Origin of the sequence: Natrinema sp. CGMCC1.2065 (assembly GCF_051225675.1) — an archaeon.
Classification (GTDB): domain Archaea; phylum Halobacteriota; class Halobacteria; order Halobacteriales; family Natrialbaceae; genus Natrinema; species Natrinema thermotolerans.
Genome location: NZ_JBPJSJ010000005.1, coordinates 49,866 through 68,427 on the forward strand (window position 1 = coordinate 49,866; position 18,562 = coordinate 68,427).

Here is an 18,562-nt window from a genome sequence, read left to right on the forward strand (position 1 = left end):
ACGCGTCCCCGGAGAGGCGGACGCTCTTGGACATCTGCAGACAGTCGGATGCAGAAACCGAAAGGCGAGTACACGAGACGACGGGTCGCTACCGAACGATCGTCACGGGGACGGGCGCCTGTCGGGCGATCCGTTCGGCGACGCTGCCGAGCAGTACCCGCGAGAACCCGGTCCGGCCGTGACTCCCGACGACGATCCGGTCGACGCCGTTCTCGACGGCGAAGTCGACGATCGTCTCGGCCGGTTGGCCGACGATCGTCTCCGTCTCGAGCGCACAGTCGTACTCGGCCGCGCGCTCTTCGGCCTCGACGAGCAACTCCTCGGCGGCCTCCCGCTGGCGCTCGAGCAGTCCCTCCGGGCCCAGATGCGCCATCTCGCCGTAGCCGCTATCGGTCGGATCGACCGCGTGGACGACGGTGAGGTCGTCGTCGGGATGCTCCCGGCAGGCGAACTCGAGGGCCGCCCACCCCGGTTCCGAGTCATCGAGCGCGACCAGTTGGTGCATACCGGACCGTACGCCGACCACCCACTTGAGTGTCAGGCTCCCTCACACCTAGTGACGACTGACTGTCCCGCAAACCGAGTTGCCGCGAGCGAATCGACTCAGGCTGCAGTCACTCAGCCGATCCGGCCGGTGGGACGGCCGTCGCGATCGATCGCAGCCACGACTCCCGATCCGCGGCCTTGAGGGCCGCGGAGGCGGCCCCCGTCGCGTCGACGCCACACTCGAACGCGCGGGCGACGTCCGCGGCGGTGCGGACCCCGCCGCCGACGAACGTCCTCGTCGCCGGGCGTTCGTCGGCGACCGTCTCAACGAACGCCGCGATCCGCTCGGGGTCGCTCCGGATCAGCCCCGCGTCGCTGCCGATATCCGTCGGCCGCTCGAAGAGCAGACAGTCCGGCTCGGCGGCCAGCGCCATCCGGGTCGTCGCCCGACTCTCGACGGCGACGATCGAGTCGAGGCCCAGTTCGCGACACCGGTCTACGCACGCTCGAGGGCCGTGAACGCGACCTCGTTCTCGGGATGCGAGACGAAGACGGCGTCGGCCCCCGCGGCCGCGACCGCCTCGAGGGAGAGGTCGCCCACGCCACACTCCGCCCGTGGGGTACCCGCCTGCGCGACGACGAGCAGGTCGGTTCGCTCGGCGACGCGCCGGAGGTCGGGGGGCTGCGGAGCGACGGCGAACCGACGCCCCGTTTCGTCGGCGACGCGGTCGATCGTCTCCGCGAACGCGAGGCCGTCGTCGCCGGCCGTCCCCTCGGCGGTCTTGAAATTGACCAGGAAGAAGGGGTACTCGAGGCCCATCCCCGTTACTCGGAGTAGCCCTCCTGTAAGAACGCTCCCTCGGTCTCGTACATCGAGACCAGTTCCTCGATGAGTTCCTCGGGCGATTGGCCCTCCTCGCAGTGGCTTTCGAGTCGCTCCGCCAGATCGTCGCCGATCTCGAGTGTCTGTGTCATGGGTACGTGTGGTGCGGCCGGTCCGCGTTCCGTCAGCCGTACGGTCTGCACCCAGCGGCAAATAGTCCGGGGACACACAGCCGAAATCGGCCGGATGCCGGCCGATTCTCGCCTGCGGCCGTCCCCCGCCGGCACGGGACGGCCGGTCGTTTACCCCGATCCCCCTCGTATCCGCTCCCCGTGACAGCACCACTGACCGACGACGCGGTCGGCAAGACCGTCGTCGACGTCGAAGGCAAGGAACTGGGCATCGTCGCGAACGTCGAGAACGGCAGCGCGTACGTCGATCCCGATCCCAGTCTGACCGAACAGGTCCTCGCCTCGGTCGGCTGGGAGGGCGAAGACGACGAGGACTACGTCGTTACCGAGGACATGCTTCGCCGCGTCGACAACGAGGTCGTCCTGCGGGGCGAACTCTAGTCGCTGCGTTCGCACCGGCCGACAGCGTCACTCGAACGACCCGTCGTCCAGCGACTGTTCGCGCCAGGTCGTCCAGTCGTACATCCGCTCGAGTTCGCCGCCCTGCTGGCGGATTGCCACGGCGGTGTTGAACAGGAACGCGGCGACCAGCGAGGTCCCGACGAGCCACGCGGCGTCGGCGAGTGCCCCGTAGCCTGCGAGGTGGTTCGTCACCAGATCGACGAAGACGACGGCAGTGACACAGACGATCGCCGGCAGCAGGTGTCGCGTCAGGGCGGCGAATGTCGTCCCCTCGTGGACCCGCACGGCGCGGACGCCGTACAACACCGCCCACGCGGAGGTGACGATCCAGCCGACCGCGACCACCAGCCGGGTCGAGGCGGTCTGTGCGAGGAAGGCCCCCCACCACGCGGCGACGAAGCCGGCGATGACGACGTAATCCGCCCACGCCGGCAACAGCCGGGACCGGTCGCCCGCAGCCGGCTGGTCGTGGTACATCGCACGGATCGCCAACGCGATAAAGAGGAAGAAAAAGAGGATCGCGCCGTCGACGAACCGGCCGATCCACTCGGGCTCGAGCAACAGCGAGGCGACGCCTGAGACGGCGTAGACGATCGCCGCGCCGATGCCGATCAACAGATACCACTGTTCGGTGGTGGCTTCGACGGCCAGCACCTCTCGCACGTAGATAATAGCATAATAGAGCAATACGACAGCTGCGACGCCCATCGCGAGGTACGCGAACAGCCGTCCGATCGCGACCGTCGTGGCCGGATCGCTGGCATCGAACGTGATCGACGAAATAGGGGCGAACACCATCGGATGAACGTGACAGCCGCGCCAGTATAAGTATGTATCCCTGTTTCCGCCGCTCGGGAAGCCGTCGCGGGCGACCGCGGGTCGTCTGCCCCAGCGTCTGACGTACCGACCAGTGACGAGTCGGTTCGGCGACCGCGGTCGCCCCGCTCGAGGCGACGGCCGTCGGTCCAGACGCGGTCAAACGAATTCCGAGGCGGCGAGAAAGGAATCAGCGGCCGAGTCTCCGCTCACGGGTCCTCGTCGTAGATGTCGCGGGTGGGCTCGCCGGTGACGTCGACGACGCCGAGGGCGCCGCGGCGGGCGGCGCGAGTCAGGGCGTGGTCGACGATCTTGACCGGTCCCGGCACCGGGAACTCCATCTCGGCCGCAGCGGTGGTCCCGGGTGCGACGGGTGCGGTTTCGACGTTCAGATCGGGGTCGGTCAGGAGGTCGCCGTCGCGGTAGAAGCGACTCCAGACGTTGCCGATCGCGTGCCACGAACTCAGCAGGTTCGGGCCACCGTTGGCGAAGTACACCCGCGCAGTTTCGCCGGTGTTGGCTTCCATGGGAACGCCGCCGTCGGGGGTGAAGCCGTAGGCCTGGCCGTTGAACACGACGTAGGTGGGCTCTTCCTTGAGCATCGCATCGAAGTCGAAGCCGTGGTGGCCTTCCTCGCCGAGGTCGCCGTCCGTGTAGATCTCGTGCTGGCCGAGGTAGAACTCGTTGTCGACCTCGGGGAGGCCGTCCTCGGGCTCGACGAGGATCGAACCGAACATGCCCGCGCTGATGTGCTGGTCCATGTTCGGGATCGCGCAGTGGTAGATGAACACGCCGGCGTAATCGGCGGTGAAGCTGATCTGGGTGGGGTCGTCGCCGGGCGCGATCGTGGTCGCGTCGGCACCGCCGCCGGGGCCGTAGACCGCGTGGAAGTCCATGTTGTGGGCGGCCACGTTCAGGTCGTCGGGGACGTCGAAGGTGAGGTTCACCCGGTCGCCGCGGCGCACTCGGAGCATCGGCCCGGGCACCTGCCCCTCGAATGTCATGTAGTCGAAGGTGACCCCGGGCTCGATCTCGGCCGTGACCCGCTCGGTCCGGATCGTGACGTCGTGTTCGCGGGGCTTGTTCCAGTCGACCGGGTCCGGAATGTCCGTCGGGTCCCGCGCGATGCGGTCGACGTCGACGGCTTTGGCCGCTGGCAGCCCCTCGTCCTCAGCCGCCGACTGGTCGCCGTTGCCGCTGTCGGTCTGCGTGTCGCCACCGAGGCAGCCGGCGACTGCCAACGCGCCGGTCGCTCCGATCGCCTGCATCGCCCGTCGTCGGGTGAGATTGGATTGGGTCATTGGTCTTCTCCTCACGTGGTCGTATCGGGGATATACGTACAGGGGCATCGACGATTCTCGAGCAGTGGTAAGAGAATTGACCGTTCCCGATATATCGTGGGTGTTTAAGTGGCGAATCGAATACCGAATTGATTCGACCGAAAAGAGAGGTTTCAGGCGGATCGAGACGGGGGAGAAATCGACAGCTGACGTCGAGTCCTCGATTTCCCGATACGAGAAGGCCCGCTCGACCGTCGGGGAGGCCGCCAGAGCGAACACGGGACGGCACGAACGGTCGGCCGATGGATCCGATCGAGTTACGCGAGGCGGTGCCCGTCCTCGAGTCGAGCGTCTACTGTAACTGTGGGGCCGGCGTCACCGAGCGGGGGATCGTCGCCCGACCGCTATCGACGCCCGACGCGATCCGGGCGTCGATCCACGCGTTCAACAGCGCGGCCGACGCGGACGCTGCTCGAGGCACTGTAGCGATTCGCGAAACCGGACCGGCGGAAGTCAGTCGGCGGCCTGTCGCTCCTCGAGGGCGGATCTAACGTCGCCGTACCGCTCGAACCGATCGGCACCGATGTAGTCGACGGTGTCTTGCAGGTACTGGGCGAGCTGTTTGCCGATCTGTTGCTGGTCGTAGCCGTCGAAGGGCTGCTCGTCGTAGATCGGGTCGGCGAGCAGTCGATTCTCGACGTACTCCTCGATGCGGGGCTCGTAGACGTCGGTGACGATGTCCGGTTCGGCCACGGCCAACTGCTGTAAGACCCAGCGGCCGTTCTCGATGTGGCGGGTCTCGTCCTGTCGGACCTTACCGATGGCTTCCTGGAACGACTCGAGGACGATGTCCCGCCCCATTGCCTCGGCTTTCAGTTCGATCATCTGATCGAAGCTGAGGTAGCCGCCGCGGGCGAGTTGCGCCTCGACGATCCCCATGTAGTTCAGGTAGGCTTCCCCGAGGGTGTAGACGAGTTCGGTCCGGTCACCGCCGTTGATCGCCGCGAGGAGGTCGTCCGCGGTGTCGTAGAGGTCGTCCGTGCTGTACCCCTGCTCCTGATAGCCGCCCTCGCGGTAGGGGGCCGTCTCCTGCGTGCCGAAGACCTCCTCGAAGTACCGGCTGAAGAGGTCGGTGTGTTTGGCCTCCTCGTAGACCTGCTGGGCCAGGTACATCTCCTCTTGGACGGTGTCGAAGGGCATCTCCTCGTTGGGCAGGGCGTCCAGCGCCATCATGTACGGCGCGAGCGTCCGGGTGACGTCCTCCTCGCCGTCGTAGAAGCCCGAACACGTCGCGAGGAACCGGTGTTGTTCCGCCTCGGTGAACGACGCCCAGTCCTCCCGATCCCGCTCGAGGTCGTACTCGTCGGGGTCCCACGTCCCCTCCCGTTTGCCCTTCCGATAGAGTTCGTACGACGTCTCGCGATCGCTATAGTCGATTGTCATGTGGGCCACGACAACAGATACCATAATCAACGTTCCGGTCGGTTTCACCGACTGTCGTCGGGAACGAGAGCAGTCGGCCGAACCGGTATCCGGCGGTCTGGGACGCCGCAGCCATCCGTTTCCGAACCGCTACTCGGCGGCCGAATCGGCCGACGCGGCGGCCGTCTCGAGCATCGTCTCCCGCTCGTCGAAGTAGGCCGGCGCGTCGGCGTCGGCCTCGAACTCGATGACCCGGGTCAGGGCCGTCTGGCCGTCCTCGACATCCGTAGCCAACTCCTCGGCAAGATCGGTATAGTCGGCCGCCAGATCCTGAAACGCCTGCATCCGTGCCTGTTTGGCCTCGACGAGGAGCTGTTTCTCCTCGAGTTCCGCCTGTAACTCCTCGATCGCCGCGACGTCGACCTCGCCGGCGTCGGGGACATCGGCGGTCGAGGGGGTTTCGGTCGCCGGTACCTCGTCGGGCAGGGCCTCGAGGCGCGAGCGGATCTCGGCCATCTCGGCGTCGATCTCGTCGAGGAGGTCGTCGGCTTCCGCGGCCATCGTCTCGACGCTGCCCGAGAGCAGGCCGGCCTGCGTACGACAGTACTCGACGAGGTCGTCGACCGCGAGTGGGTCCGCGGCGTCGTCGCTCATAGTCTCCCTTGGGGCTGCCGGCCGAAGTCACTTTGGTCCCGACGGTGGGGCCGGACGACCGTTCGACTCCGAAGCGTCCGCTCCGCACTCGGTCCGGATTTCACTGCGTCCCGAACACTTCCAGAGAGTCCGTTTCCAACGGGGCCTTCGAGAAGAGGGAGACGACGTCGCCCGTTTGAATAACGGTCTCGCCTTTCGGCGTGAGGACGTCTCCGTCCCGTTCGATCCCGACGACAAGCATTTCGTCGGCCAGCAGTTCTTCATCGACCGCCTCTTCGATAGTCGTGTCCGCGATCTCGGCCCCTTCCGAGACGGTAAATTCGACGACTTCCGCGTCTCCGGCCAGACTCATGAAGTCGGTTAACGACGGTCCCTTGGGCACGTTTTCCGGGCCGAACGGGTTGTACGGCGTGTGATACTCGCCTTCGATAACGCTCTCGTCTTCGATCTCCAACCCGAGATCGGAGAGTTCGCCCGCGATTTTGTTAATCTCGTTCGTGTCCGCTCCGACGACCGTGATCCCCAAGTTCGCGGATCCGGCCATCAACTCCTGGACCGTTATGACGCCCGAAATTTCCAGGGCCGACTGGGCCAGCCGGGCACGATCCGGAATGGGGGCCGTACACCTGAAATGATAGGTGACGTACCCGTCGATGGACTTGTAATCGATATCAGCGAGATACCCGCGAAGGATCCCCTGCTCCTCGAGTTGTGCGATCCGGTTTCGGATCGTTGCCGGCGTCACCTCCATTTCTTCGGCGATATCCGATGTTGCCGTGTTCCGTGCATCCAGTGCCAAATAATAGAGGATGCGTTTGTCGATTTCATCGACGCGCTGGGTCATAGGGAAACTACGTTCAGGGCTCATAAATGTCTTCTCTGAACTCCCGCGTTCGTCCAGCGATGCTGGCGCCGAAACTCCCGCAGACCCGCACACGCGGTATTCGTCTCCGTTTGAGTGAAGCGATTCAACCGATTCGTAACGACGACCCGTCCGCGTCGTTGTCGGGCGGGTGAATCGGAGTCGGCGGGGTCGGAGTCTGACGCGATCCGACACTTGCTACCGATCATACTGGTGCCACTATTTCCGCATACAAAAATTTTCCTGGCTTTAGATTCGCTATACCGAAATAGAACCAGGCATATTTATGGTGTAGGAGAAATTTGGATCAGAGCAGGAACGTGTCGTGACAGCTAACGTATCGTTCGCGGACCGCATGACCGGCCGTCGTAGTCCGTAGCCGAACGGAAACGGCGGAGATCCAACTCAAAGTATGACAACGACTGATGCCGATCCCCCGGAGACCGTCCCCGAAGAGATCGCTGCTGTCCTCGAAGACAGCAGTGATAGTCAGCTCAGGGAGATAATCAACTACGCGCAACGATGCCTCCGAGAGCAGCCGCCCCTCACTGATACAATCGAAGCACGAAACGGGGAAGAACTCGTTCGCATAGCGGAGTACGACGCATACACGAACGTCGTCGTCGAACGCCCGGACGAGACGGGCGAGGCACGAGGACCGTTCGCCTACCGTGTCAGGTGGGAACCCCACATCAACGACGAAGGGGGAACGTACCGGTGGCACTACCTCGGAAGAGTCTACGGCGGAGTCGAGGGGGACCGAGATGACTGAGCCACTTTTCCGACGGATCGTCGTTCCGATCGCAAACCGCGACGACGCGACAGCGACCGCTACCGCACTCCGCCCGCACGTTGCGGGGACGGATCGTACCGTAATCGTCGTCCACGTTATCGAGAAGAGTAGTGGCGCACCGGATAAGGCGTCGGTTGAGCAACGCAAGCGGTATGCGGAAGACGTCTTCGCCATCGTTACCGACGAGTTCGACGATTCCCGAATATCGATTGAAACGGATCTTCGCTACGGAACCGACATTGCGACGGCCATCATCGTCGCGGCCCACGACAGTGACGCGAGTGCGATCGCGTTCACACCACGAGGGGGCAGTCGCTGGCGGAAACTGTTGACCGGAGACGTCTCTCACAACCTCATCGAAGACAGTGATATCCCCGTTCTCGTTCTCCCCCGGCCGAACGGTGAGCGAAGCGCAAGTGAGATCAGACGGAACGCTCGAGACTAGCTGCTAAAATATAAGACAACACACATATGTATATAATCATCGTCGGAGCGGGAGATATCGGATCGCCACTGATCGACATCGCTACTCGCTCCGGAAACGAGGTCGTAGTGATCGAGAAAGACGGAGCGAAAGCCGACGAGATCGCCGGCACGTACGACTGCCTGGTGCTGAATGCGGATGCGACGATAAAAGAAACGCTGAGTGAAGCCGGTGCCGACCGAGCGGATGCAGTCATCTCGACGACGGACTGGGACGCAACGAACGTCATGGTCTGTTTACTCGCAAAGGAGTTTGGCGTTCCCGCGATCACGTCCGTGGTTCACGATACGAGCCACATGAACCTCTTCCGTCAGGCGGGGGTGAACACGATCGAAAACCCGCAACAGCTCATCGCGGGCTCCCTCTATCGGGCGGTGGCCAGGCCGGCTATCGTCGATTACATGCGAATCGGGGAGGAGGCGGAAGTCTTCGAAATCAGGGTCACAGCGGAGGCACCGATCGCCGGCAAGACCCTCACTGAAGCAGGCGAGGGGCAGCTCCTACCGGACGATACCCTGATCGTCGCTATCGAACGGGAGGGCGAAGACCAGCCACAGACGCCACGAGGAGACACCCGAATCCGGGCGAACGACCTGCTGACGGTCTATTCCGCGACCGGCGCTGATCCAGAACTCACGGACATCTTCGGCCATTACGAAGACCAATTGGTGTAACTCACATGTCACATTCGACAGTCGGTCGCTCCGGGTTCGTGGCTGCATCGAAAACGGTCAGTAGGGACATCGGTGCCCTCCAGGTCCTCATCGGGGGACTGATGTCTGTACCGCTACTCGTATCGCTCCTCTATCAGGAATGGTATAGCGCAGTTGCGTTTCTGATTGCGGGGATGATAACCGCCCTCGGTGGCGCAACCGTGTATAAAATATGCGAAGACGCTCCCGAACCGAAACGCCATCACGCGATGATCGTTGCGGCGCTCGGGTGGTTCGTCACTGCGGCGTTCGGTGCCCTCCCGTTCATCGTTGCCGCCCACATCACGCCACCGGCCGTACTCGAATCGTTCGTCCCGGCGGGGGAGAGTTACCGCTCGAGTCTCCGCTACTTTCGGAACCCTCTCCATGCCTTCTTCGAGAGTATGAGCGGGTATACGACGACGGGGCTGACGATGAGCGTGCATGAACCCTCGGTCGGGCACGGGTTCCTCTGGTATCGGTCACAGATGCAGTGGATCGGTGGCGCGGGGATGATCGTCCTCTCGTTGGCGATTCTCAGACAGCCCCACGGGGTCGCAGGCATCTCGCTCTATCAGTCGGAAGGACGAAACGAGAAGTTACGGCCCAGTATCGCCGGTACGGCGCGTGCGATCTGGAAAATTTACGTCGGTGTTACCGCTCTGGTCGCCGTGTACCTCGCAGCGGCGACGTTCCTCATCGCCCCGAATTACGGCATCGAGAATACGATCTTCGACGCGATCAATCACGCGATGACCGGGCAGTCCACCGGCGGGTTCAGCACGCTCGACGACTCCATCGCCGGCTACGATTCCTACGCGATGGAACTCGTCCACATCCCCGCGATGATTACCGGCGCGATCTCGATCCCGGTCTACTACGGGGTGCTTTCCGAGCGTGACGTCCGGGAGTTCACTCGAGATCCGCAGGTCAGGGGACTCTGTGCAATGTTCATCGTCGGTGTGGTCGGGCTGACAGCGTTCCTCGCTCGCTGGGTCGGCGTTCCCTATACCGGAGATCCGATAGCGTACCTCGGTAACGTGGTGACGAGTCAGGCGCTCCGTGACGGGCTCTTCCAGTTTATCAGTGCCCAGACGACCACCGGCTGGCAGACGTCCGCGATCGGCGACTGGAACGGCGGCGCAGTCATGGTCATCGTCCTCGGTGCCATGTTGCTCGGCGGGTCCGCAGGTGCGACGGTCGGCGGAATCAAAATCATCCGCGGCCACATCATCGCGCGTGGGATTCGGTGGGAGATATCCCGCGTGTTCCTCCCGAAGCACGCGATCGATGATCTCCGCATCGGACAACGGAGAGTTACGGCCGATGAAGCCAACGACGAGATACGGGCCGCAACGACCTTTGCGTTCATCTATCTCATCGTACTGGCCGTCTCGCTGTTCGTGCTGTTGGCGGTTCTCCCATCGGACTTCACGCTCGCCGACGGGATCTTCGAAGTGGCGACTGCACAGGGTACCGTCGGACTCTCGTCGGGGATCACTGGCCCGGACATGCCGGTTATCGCGGAGCTACTGTTCATCGGTCAGATGTGGATGGGGCGCCTCGAGATCATCCCCGTCCTCGTCCTGCTTAACAGTCTCTTCAGGAGGTGACGTGGATGTTCAACCGGACCGAATCCAGTACGCCCGTCCTCGACGTGCCCGGCCCGCCGACCGGTCGTGATCCCGCGGTCGTATCGCTCGTCGACTATCGCCGTCAGACACCATCACAATGTACGTAATCATCATCGGCGCGGGCCGCACCGGAAACACTGTCATCGACCTCGCAACGCGGGACGACCACGAGGTGGTCGTCATCGAACGCGATACGGAACTAGCCGAAGCAGTGAGTACGACCTACGACTGTCTGGTCCTCAATGCGGATGCGGCATCGAAAGAGATCCTGCTCGAAGCCGGCATCGAAGAGGCGGACGCGCTCATTTCGACAACGGAGAGCGATTCGGTCAATCTCATGATTACCATGTTCGGCAAGCAGTACGGGGTCGAGACGCTCGTGAGTTCGATCAACGACCCCGCCCACATGGAACTGTTCGAGGACCTCGGTGTGAGTATCGTCGAGAGTCCCCACCGACTCAACGGCCAGTATCTCTATCGCGCGGTCCAACACCCCGCGATCCAGGACTTTATGCCGATAGCGGGTGGAGCGGAAATCTTCGAAGTCACGGTCGATGCGGGCGCGCCGATCGACGGCCGCAGCCTGATCGATGCTGACAGGGACGGCCTGCTGCCCGAAGAGACGATTATCGTGGCGATCGTACGGGACGACGACCTGGTCATTCCACAGGGAGAGACCGAGATCCGAGCGGATGACGTTGTCACGATCTTCGCAAGAAACGGGGCAACGAACCGGGTCACGGATGCGTTCACGGGGTCGTAACCATGGTCGACGGTTCCGAGCGAACGGCCGTTCGCATCACCGTCCCACGCCGGTCCGTCGATTCGGATGTGGATTCGTCCCTCCGTAGCGGACCGCTCATCCGGACGCCGGAGTATACCGTCGTCGTCCCCGTGACCGACGTATTGCTCGATACCGAGACGCGGAGCAACGTCCGGCGGCTCCTCCGGACAGCAGTTGCACTCGCAGCGGACAACGACGGCCGGGTACTGTTGCTCGGCCTCGAGACCGTGCCGAACGACGCGTCACTCGAGACGGTTCGACGGTATCTCCGACGGGAACGATCGGCCGACTCCGACGCGGAAGTACCTGAGACCGTCGAAAAGCGACGCAAGCACGTCGCCCGAATAGCTGAGCGGGCTCGAGACCTCGAGCCGAGCGTCCCGATTCGGCCGGTCGTTCGGGTCGTGAGCGATGCCACGGACGGGATTCGTGCCGTCATCGATGACGGGAGTGAAACGGCGGTTCTGTTGCTCCGGGACACCGGGTTCGGTGCGGACGGGCGACGCAGCGTGGGGAGGATTGATTCGAACCTGGCTGACGCCGAGTGTGACGTGTTCGTCGAAACGCCGAGCGTGCGAGGGGAAGAGACCCCGCTGTACGTCCCGGACGTCGAGGACCACACTGTCGCTTCGCTCGCGGAAGCCGAAGCGACGCCGATCGACTCGATACTGTTGCCCGTCGGAGGGGGCCCACACGCCGCCCTCGCTGCGGAAGCAGCACGCGCGCTGGCACGCGCTGTCGATGCGTCAGTCACCGTCCTCCACGTGATTCCCCCTGATGCACCCGCCCAGACGGCGGCTGAGGGGACAGAGCTACTGAAATTCGCCGAATACGTCCTTGGCTCCGACGTGACGTCCGAAGTGGAACTTAGAGAGGCCCCCGAGACGGCCGACGAGATCGTACGGGAAGCGAAGACACACGATCTGACATCGATAGGGGCCCCGGAGCAGCGATCCCGATTGGAACAGTTAGTCTTCGAATCGGTTCAGCAGACGCTTTCGGAACTGCACGGGACAACCGTCCTCGTGGCTCGAGACGCTGATCGAACCACGCGGTCGCTCTACTACCGGTGGAAGCGGGGTATCGAAGCGAGCGGAGACGAGCGCGAGTCCGTAAACTGACGGCGGTCTCTCCGAAGCGTCGACCGACCGTAGGGGGAGAGAGCGGAGAGCAAGCCGTTGGGAGACGGAGGGACTCTGCCCGGAACGGGGCGGTGGCAGTATCGTAGCCGCTGAAAGTCATTGCATACCTGATCGCACGACAGCGTTGCGATCAGTGTGTAACTCGTTTCAGCGGCTACTATCGCTATCGTGTGTAGCGCTGTGAAAAAACGCGATCGCCGTTCGTCGCGATGAGCGACAGCGGGCGGTCGGTATTACTTGCGGACGAGGTTCGTCGCGCGGGGTCCCTTGGGGGATGATTCGATGTCGAACTCGACTTCCTGTCCCTCTTCGAGGTCCGGACCGCCGACGTCTTCCATGTGGAAGAACACGTCCTCGTCGTCGTCTACTTCGTCGCTGTCAGTCGAAATAAAACCGTAGCCGCCCGTGTCGTTGAAGAAGTCAACCTTACCGTTTGCCATTACAACCACTCGTAGTCCCGACTCGGGGATAACACTTCCGAAAGACCCGCCGTCACGGCTCGCCGTCGGAATCGGTCGTTAGTCCGGCGTACTCGTCCGTATGCCAGCGATGCGGCCGTCCGGAGAGAGCGGGCGCGACGGTGCGGCCATCGCTCACGGAGACAAGTATTTACGCCATGGTAACATGGGCCTACAAGCATCGCTATGAAACCGTGTCACAGCTGTCAGGCGGTCATCGACGAGTATCTCCTGGATAAACAACTCGAACCCCTGCGCGACCTCACGGTCGACGACTTCAACGTCTGTGCGGACTGTGTAACCATCGTCGCGGACGCGTGCGTGGAATGCGGCAACGCGGTGTACGTCCCTCGAGGCAAATCCGCCACCCCCGACTACTGTCCGGCGTGTCGGTCCGATCTCATCGAGCAGACCGGCCACGACCCCGGATGGAATCGCGATCTGCCCTCGGTCTGATACGGTTTACTGTAACGATGTACCGGTGGGACCGCAGGACGGTCGCGGTCCCAGCGGCAATGACTTACAGTAGACCGTATGAACGGCGGTCCCGACTCGAGCGACGACGGAGCGGTCGACGTGTCGGATCGCTATTTTTTGTGGGTGAAGATGACGCCCTTGCCGTCGGCCGAGCCGACACAGAGGTCCAGCTGTTTCGAGAGGTTCAGACTCGTCGGGTTCTCCTTGCAGACGACGAGGTCGTCGAACTGCTCGTCACAGGCCGGGCAGGCGACCGCGACCGTGTTCTGGTAGCTCTTGATCGCCTGGTTCTCCTCGCGCAGCGTCAGCGATGCCGCGAGTTCCTCGAGATCGATCTCGTCCATACGTCCCGTTTCGACCCCGGCGGCATAAAGACGGGCGAAAGTCGCGACTCGCGACCTCGGACGGCTATGCGGTTCGAGGGGACGGCCTCACGGACCGATTCTGAATGTCAACGCACACCACGGCATTGGGCTTTCAGACTCGTTAAGTTCTTCCGGCCACTGACTCAGTACAATGAATTCGACACCGTATCGCCGACCCGAACAGTCCCGATTTGCGAGCGAACGATGAGCAAGGACACTATCGACGTCCGCGGTGCGGAAGAACACAACCTCAAGGACCTCGACGTGACGATCCCCCGCGAGGAGTTTACCGTCGTCACCGGCCTCTCGGGGTCGGGCAAGTCCTCGCTGGCGTTCGAGACGGTCTACGCCGAAGGGCAACGGCGGTACATCGAGAGCCTCTCGGCCTACGCCCGGAACTTCCTGGGCCAGATGGACAAACCGCAGGTCGAGACCGTTGAAGGACTCTCCCCGGCGATCTCGATCGACCAGAAAAACGCCGCGAACAACCCCCGTTCGACGGTCGGGACGGTGACGGAACTCCACGACTATCTCCGGCTCCTCTACGCACGCGTCGGCACGCCCCACTGTCCCGACTGTGGCCGCGAAGTCGGCGAGCAGAGTGCGCAAAACATGGTCGAGCGCATCCTCGAGTTGCCCGAGGGGACCAAGGCCAAGCTCGCGGCACCGGTCGTCCGCGACCAGAAGGGGGCCTTCGAGGACCTCTTCGAGGAACTCGTCTCGGAGGGCTATGCCCGCGTCGAGATCGACGGGGAGGAGTACGACCTCACGATGGACGATCCGGATCTCGACGAGAACTTCGATCACACCGTCGACGTGATCGTCGACCGCGTGAAGGTCAGTACCGAGGACCGGCCGCGGATCATCGACAGCGTCGAGACGGCGCTTGCCGAGGCCGAAGGCGTCCTGAAGGTCATCCTCCCGGATGCATCCGAGGAGGTCGCCGCCGACCTCGGCGAGGAAGCCCGCCGAACCGGCGCGCTGGGCGAGGAACGCGAGGAGGACGACCGCTTCGTCGTCGAGTTCTCGAAGGACCTCGCCTGCACCCACTGCGGGATCGACGTCCCCGAGATCGAGACGCGTTCGTTCTCGTTCAACTCGCCCCACGGCGCGTGTCCGGAGTGCGAGGGACTGGGCGAGACCAAGGAGGTCGACGAAGACCTCGTCGTCCAAGACGAGTCCAAGCCGCTCAAGCACGTCTTCGAGGCCTGGAGCTACAACCGGTCGTACTACCAAACCCGGCTCGACGCCGTCGCCGAACACTTCGGCGTCTCCCTGTCGACGCCGTTCGAGGACCTCGAGGAATCGATCCAGCAGGCCTTCCTCTACGGGACGGACGAGGAAGTGGTGTTCAAGCGAAGCACCAAGAACGGCACCCGCCGGAAACGGAAGCGCTTCGAGGGGGTCATCCCGAACCTCGAGCGCCGCTACATCGAGACCGACTCCGACTCGACGCGGGACCACATCGAGGACTACATGTCGGTCACGGAGTGTCCGGCCTGTGACGGTACGCGGCTCAAGCCCGCCAGTCGCGCCGTGTTGGTCGACGACACCGCAATCACGGAGATCAACGCGATGAGCATCGGCGACGCCCTCGATCACTTCGAGTCGATGGAAGCCGACCTCACCGAGCGCGAGAAGGTCATCGCCGAGGAGATCTTAAAGGAGATCCGCGCGCGGCTGAGCTTCATGGTCGAGGTCGGACTCGAGTATCTCACGCTCGATCGGGAGGCCGCCACCCTCTCGGGCGGGGAGAGCCAGCGCATCCGACTCGCGACCCAGATCGGCTCCGGCCTCGTCGGCGTGTTGTACGTCCTCGACGAGCCCTCGATCGGGCTCCACCAGCGGGACAACGACCGCCTGCTCGACACGCTCGAGGAACTGCGCGATCTCGGTAACACCCTGCTGGTCGTCGAACACGACGAGGAGACGATGCGGCGGGCGGACAACGTCATCGACATGGGGCCCGGCCCCGGCAAGCGCGGCGGCGAGGTCGTCGCCAACGGCACCGTCGAGGAGGTCAAAGCGACCGAGGAGTCGATCACCGGCGATTACCTCTCGGGCCGCAAGCAGATCCCGGTGCCCGACGAGCGACGCGACCCGGAGGGGGCGCTGACCGTCCTCGGGGCGCGCCAGCACAACCTGACGGACCTCGACGTCGACATCCCGCTGGGCTGCTTTACTGCAATTACGGGCGTCTCGGGTTCGGGCAAATCCACGCTCATGCACGAGGTCCTCTACAAGGGGCTGGCCCGCCAGATGAACGACAACACGAGCGTGATCCCGGGCGACCACGACAGCTTGGAAGGCCTCGAGGAAATCGAGACGGTCCGGCTGATCGACCAGTCGCCGATCGGTCGCACGCCCCGGTCGAACCCCGCGACCTACACCGGCGTCTTCGACTACATCCGCGAGCTGTTCGCCCAGACGAAACTGTCGAAACAGCGTGGCTACGAGAAGGGGCGGTTCTCCTTCAACGTCAAGGGCGGCCGCTGTGAGGAGTGTGGCGGGCAGGGAACCGTCAAGATCGAGATGAACTTCCTCTCGGACGTCCACGTCCCCTGCGAGGAGTGTGACGGCGCGCAGTACAACGACGCCACGCTCGACGTGACCTACAAGGGGAAGACGATCGCCGACGTCCTCGAGCTGTCCGTCGAGGAGGCCTACGACTTCTTCGAGTCCTCGAGCCGGATCCGCCGCCGGCTGAAGCTGCTGAAAGACGTCGGGCTGGACTACATGAAACTCGGCCAGCCATCGACGACGCTCTCCGGTGGTGAGGCCCAGCGGATCAAGCTGGCGGAGGAGTTGGGGAAGAAAGACTCGGGCGAGACGCTGTACCTGCTCGACGAACCCACGACCGGACTCCACAGCGAGGACGAGCGCAAACTCATCGACGTCCTCCACCGACTGACCGATGACGGCAACACCGTCGTCGTCATCGAACACGAACTCGACCTCGTGAAAAACGCCGACCACATCATCGACCTCGGCCCCGAGGGCGGCGAGAACGGCGGCGAGATCGTCGCGACCGGAACCCCCGAGGAAGTCGCGCGTCTGGACGACTCCCACACCGGCCGCTATCTGCGCGATCTCCTGCCGAAGATCGACCTCGAGGGGCCTCGCGGCGAGCGGGTCGAGCCCGTGACCGCGCCGATGGACGACGACTGACGGCGACGAGCGGTGTCGGCCACCGGGCCGACACGAGGACCGCTCGCTCGGCACTCGACAGCGAACAGTATAACTGCGTTCCGTCGGAACCGCTCGAGCGATGAGTCGATTGAAGACCGTCGTTCGCCGCGGGTTCACCGGCGGCGGCGTCGCGACCCTGTTGTTGGCCGGACTGTTCGTCGTCGGTGGCGAGCCGAGCGCAGTCTCGACGCTGGTTCCGGCCGGGTGGCTCGGTGCCGTCGGCGTCACGCTCCTCCTTGCAGGGACGCGAGAGCGACTCGCGATTGCCGGACGCACCGTCGGCTGGCCCCGCGTGGCCGCGGTCGGCATCTGTCTGCTCGCCGTGGGCTGTGGCGGGTTCGGCCTCACCCAACTCGGCGCGTTCGCCGTCGGAAGCGTGCCGTGGCTGCTCACGGCCGCACTAACCGTCTTCGCGGTGGGGTATTTCGGCTGGTTCGCCCGCGAGTGCTGGACCGGCGGGCGGCTGTTGGACGCGGAGATCTTCGCGGTCGAGTGACGGGAGAGCCACAGCGGCGGGTCGTACCGGCTGTCGGTCTCGGGCCTGCCCGTTCACGATGCCGTCGTCGCCGTCGGTCCTTCGTGGCGCAACTTTCGGAGTGACGACCGGGCGTACAGCCAAGGGGACGGACGGTCAACCCCAGGACATGGGAGAGAACGAGACACACACTGACGAACCGCCGGCGACCGAGGAGGCGCGGACGGACTCGTTCGACCTCGAGGACGCCGAGCGGGTCCGGATCGGCGTCACGCGGGGCGAACTCGACCTCGAGATGGGGCCGCCGCGGGAGTATCCCGAGCGGGCCGATATCTCGGTGCGGCCCGAAGCGGAGGACCGCCACCGAGTCGTGCTGAGCATCGACGCGATGGCGGGGGACCACGCGACCGGCCACGCGGACGTCGAGCTGACGCCGACGGAGGCGCGGCGGTTGCGGGAACGTCTGGGCGAGGTCGTCCGCTGGATGACCGAGGGCGACGCGCCCGGGGACGAGGTCGACTCGTCGTAACGGACACGGGACTCGGCTCGCCCGTCGGGCATGGACCGCCGACCGGCAGTCGTATGACTGGTCGGCGAATGACGGCTACGAGTGGTATGAAAAGCTGTACGCCGGAGCGACGCATCGGGAGCGACGACCGGAGAGTCCGTCGGAGCCCGAACCGGGGGGCTACTCGGGACTCGGCTCCTGTACCCGCGAGATGTAGCCGGCCAAGTCCGATGTCGTGACCATTCCGATGACGCCCTCGTCCTCGTCGACGACGGGGATATGGTGGAAGCCGCGTTCGACCATCACGTCGGCGGCGTCGCGGATGCTGTCCTGTGCCCCGACAGTGACGACGTCCGTACTCATGTAGGTCGAAACCGGGGTCCGGTCCTTGGGCTTTCGCTCGGCGACGATCCGAACGAAGTCCGTCGTCGTCAGGATCCCCTCGAGCCGGTTGTCGTCGTCGACGACGACGACCGACCCGATTCCGTTGTCGAGCATCTCGCCCGCGGCGTCCTCGACGAGCGTATCCGGCGCGACCGTATAGACATCCGTTGACATGACTCGCGCGACGAAAATGTCTTCCATACCGTACGGTATTCGGTAGACAATATAAGAATTGTCGGAC

General features: G+C 63.9%; 22 protein-coding genes and 1 pseudogene. 12 read left to right on the plus strand and 11 right to left on the minus strand.

Annotated features, from left to right (window positions below; translation table 11 throughout):
* Positions 1–88: 88 nt before the first annotated feature.
* The 3 genes and pseudogenes from ACSBP4_RS07215 to ACSBP4_RS07225 form a co-directional block, all read right to left on the minus strand.
* Complete coding sequence (locus tag ACSBP4_RS07215; RefSeq protein ID WP_006647772.1) at positions 89–505, minus strand: universal stress protein; 417 nt, start codon at positions 503–505, stop codon at positions 89–91.
* A gap of 109 nt (positions 506–614) precedes the next feature.
* A pseudogene (locus ACSBP4_RS07220) lies at positions 615–1,306 on the minus strand (triose-phosphate isomerase).
* A gap of 5 nt (positions 1,307–1,311) precedes the next feature.
* Positions 1,312–1,461 carry a DUF7557 family protein gene (locus tag ACSBP4_RS07225; RefSeq protein WP_162834895.1) on the minus strand — a complete coding sequence of 50 codons (150 nt, stop codon included), beginning with the start codon at positions 1,459–1,461 and terminating at the stop codon, positions 1,312–1,314.
* A 180-nt stretch (positions 1,462–1,641) separates the two neighbouring features.
* On the opposite strand from ACSBP4_RS07225, the gene ACSBP4_RS07230 reads away from it, so the two are divergent.
* Positions 1,642–1,881: a hypothetical protein gene (locus ACSBP4_RS07230; RefSeq protein WP_435551778.1), complete on the plus strand. Its 240-nt coding sequence runs from the start codon at positions 1,642–1,644 to the stop codon at positions 1,879–1,881.
* Between the two features lie 27 nt (positions 1,882–1,908).
* On the opposite strand, the gene ACSBP4_RS07235 is transcribed toward ACSBP4_RS07230, so the two are convergent.
* The gene (locus ACSBP4_RS07235) at positions 1,909–2,700 is read right to left on the minus strand and encodes a hypothetical protein (RefSeq protein ID WP_006181557.1); all 792 of its coding nucleotides are present in this window, start codon (positions 2,698–2,700) and stop codon (positions 1,909–1,911) included.
* A 227-nt stretch (positions 2,701–2,927) separates the two neighbouring features.
* Positions 2,928–3,986 carry a copper-containing nitrite reductase gene (nirK, locus tag ACSBP4_RS07240; RefSeq protein ID WP_435551858.1) on the minus strand — a complete coding sequence of 353 codons (1,059 nt, stop codon included), beginning with the start codon at positions 3,984–3,986 and terminating at the stop codon, positions 2,928–2,930.
* Between the two features lie 314 nt (positions 3,987–4,300).
* Here nirK and ACSBP4_RS07245 point away from each other — a divergent pair, with 314 nt between their 5' ends.
* Positions 4,301–4,549 carry a hypothetical protein gene (locus tag ACSBP4_RS07245; RefSeq protein ID WP_049965882.1) on the plus strand — a complete coding sequence of 83 codons (249 nt, stop codon included), beginning with the start codon at positions 4,301–4,303 and terminating at the stop codon, positions 4,547–4,549.
* On the opposite strand, the gene ACSBP4_RS07250 is transcribed toward ACSBP4_RS07245, so the two are convergent.
* The 3 genes from ACSBP4_RS07250 to ACSBP4_RS07260 all read right to left on the minus strand — a co-directional run bounded on the left by ACSBP4_RS07250 (position 4,512) and on the right by ACSBP4_RS07260 (position 6,918).
* The gene (locus tag ACSBP4_RS07250; protein WP_006647778.1) at positions 4,512–5,441 is read right to left on the minus strand and encodes a ribonucleotide reductase subunit beta; all 930 of its coding nucleotides are present in this window, start codon (positions 5,439–5,441) and stop codon (positions 4,512–4,514) included. The genes ACSBP4_RS07245 and ACSBP4_RS07250 overlap by 38 nt on opposite strands.
* 129 nt (positions 5,442–5,570) lie before the next feature.
* Positions 5,571–6,074 carry a hypothetical protein gene (locus ACSBP4_RS07255; protein WP_049965880.1) on the minus strand — a complete coding sequence of 168 codons (504 nt, stop codon included), beginning with the start codon at positions 6,072–6,074 and terminating at the stop codon, positions 5,571–5,573.
* Positions 6,075–6,174: 100 nt separating this feature from the next.
* Positions 6,175–6,918, minus strand: a complete 744-nt coding sequence (locus ACSBP4_RS07260; RefSeq protein WP_049965879.1) for an Lrp/AsnC family transcriptional regulator — start codon at positions 6,916–6,918, stop codon at positions 6,175–6,177.
* Between the two features lie 430 nt (positions 6,919–7,348).
* Between ACSBP4_RS07260 and ACSBP4_RS07265 the strand changes: the two genes are divergently transcribed.
* The 6 genes from ACSBP4_RS07265 to ACSBP4_RS07290 all read left to right on the plus strand — a co-directional run bounded on the left by ACSBP4_RS07265 (position 7,349) and on the right by ACSBP4_RS07290 (position 12,444).
* Positions 7,349–7,708, plus strand: a complete 360-nt coding sequence (locus tag ACSBP4_RS07265) for a hypothetical protein (protein WP_049965878.1) — start codon at positions 7,349–7,351, stop codon at positions 7,706–7,708.
* Positions 7,701–8,174 carry a universal stress protein gene (locus ACSBP4_RS07270; RefSeq protein ID WP_435551779.1) on the plus strand — a complete coding sequence of 158 codons (474 nt, stop codon included), beginning with the start codon at positions 7,701–7,703 and terminating at the stop codon, positions 8,172–8,174. Before ACSBP4_RS07265 ends, ACSBP4_RS07270 begins: the two co-directional genes overlap by 8 nt.
* 26 nt (positions 8,175–8,200) lie before the next feature.
* Positions 8,201–8,887 (plus strand): potassium channel family protein, encoded by a 687-nt coding sequence (locus ACSBP4_RS07275; RefSeq protein WP_049965876.1) that lies wholly within the window; start codon positions 8,201–8,203, stop codon positions 8,885–8,887.
* Positions 8,888–8,988: 101 nt separating this feature from the next.
* Entirely contained in the window at positions 8,989–10,518 is a 1,530-nt protein-coding gene (locus ACSBP4_RS07280; protein ID WP_049966888.1) for a TrkH family potassium uptake protein, read from the plus strand.
* A gap of 118 nt (positions 10,519–10,636) precedes the next feature.
* Positions 10,637–11,302, plus strand: a complete 666-nt coding sequence (locus tag ACSBP4_RS07285) for a potassium channel family protein (protein ID WP_049965874.1) — start codon at positions 10,637–10,639, stop codon at positions 11,300–11,302.
* Positions 11,303–11,727: 425 nt separating this feature from the next.
* Positions 11,728–12,444: a universal stress protein gene (locus ACSBP4_RS07290; protein ID WP_435551780.1), complete on the plus strand. Its 717-nt coding sequence runs from the start codon at positions 11,728–11,730 to the stop codon at positions 12,442–12,444.
* A 254-nt stretch (positions 12,445–12,698) separates the two neighbouring features.
* Here ACSBP4_RS07290 and ACSBP4_RS07295 read toward each other — a convergent pair whose 3' ends face one another.
* Positions 12,699–12,905, minus strand: a complete 207-nt coding sequence (locus ACSBP4_RS07295) for a cold-shock protein (RefSeq protein WP_006180818.1) — start codon at positions 12,903–12,905, stop codon at positions 12,699–12,701.
* Positions 12,906–13,109: 204 nt separating this feature from the next.
* Here ACSBP4_RS07295 and ACSBP4_RS07300 point away from each other — a divergent pair, with 204 nt between their 5' ends.
* Positions 13,110–13,379, plus strand: coding sequence for a DUF7571 family protein (locus tag ACSBP4_RS07300; RefSeq protein WP_049965871.1), 270 nt, complete (start codon positions 13,110–13,112; stop codon positions 13,377–13,379).
* Positions 13,380–13,510: 131 nt separating this feature from the next.
* On the opposite strand, the gene ACSBP4_RS07305 is transcribed toward ACSBP4_RS07300, so the two are convergent.
* Positions 13,511–13,744: a DUF7385 family protein gene (locus tag ACSBP4_RS07305; RefSeq protein ID WP_006647780.1), complete on the minus strand. Its 234-nt coding sequence runs from the start codon at positions 13,742–13,744 to the stop codon at positions 13,511–13,513.
* Between the two features lie 225 nt (positions 13,745–13,969).
* On the opposite strand from ACSBP4_RS07305, the gene uvrA reads away from it, so the two are divergent.
* The 3 genes from uvrA to ACSBP4_RS07320 all read left to right on the plus strand — a co-directional run bounded on the left by uvrA (position 13,970) and on the right by ACSBP4_RS07320 (position 17,958).
* Positions 13,970–16,933: an excinuclease ABC subunit UvrA gene (gene uvrA / locus ACSBP4_RS07310; protein ID WP_435551781.1), complete on the plus strand. Its 2,964-nt coding sequence runs from the start codon at positions 13,970–13,972 to the stop codon at positions 16,931–16,933.
* A 100-nt stretch (positions 16,934–17,033) separates the two neighbouring features.
* Positions 17,034–17,450 carry a hypothetical protein gene (locus ACSBP4_RS07315; protein WP_435551782.1) on the plus strand — a complete coding sequence of 139 codons (417 nt, stop codon included), beginning with the start codon at positions 17,034–17,036 and terminating at the stop codon, positions 17,448–17,450.
* A 148-nt stretch (positions 17,451–17,598) separates the two neighbouring features.
* Positions 17,599–17,958 carry a hypothetical protein gene (locus ACSBP4_RS07320; protein WP_049965868.1) on the plus strand — a complete coding sequence of 120 codons (360 nt, stop codon included), beginning with the start codon at positions 17,599–17,601 and terminating at the stop codon, positions 17,956–17,958.
* Between the two features lie 159 nt (positions 17,959–18,117).
* Here ACSBP4_RS07320 and ACSBP4_RS07325 read toward each other — a convergent pair whose 3' ends face one another.
* Positions 18,118–18,522: a CBS domain-containing protein gene (locus ACSBP4_RS07325; RefSeq protein WP_006180811.1), complete on the minus strand. Its 405-nt coding sequence runs from the start codon at positions 18,520–18,522 to the stop codon at positions 18,118–18,120.
* Positions 18,523–18,562: the final 40 nt, after the last annotated feature.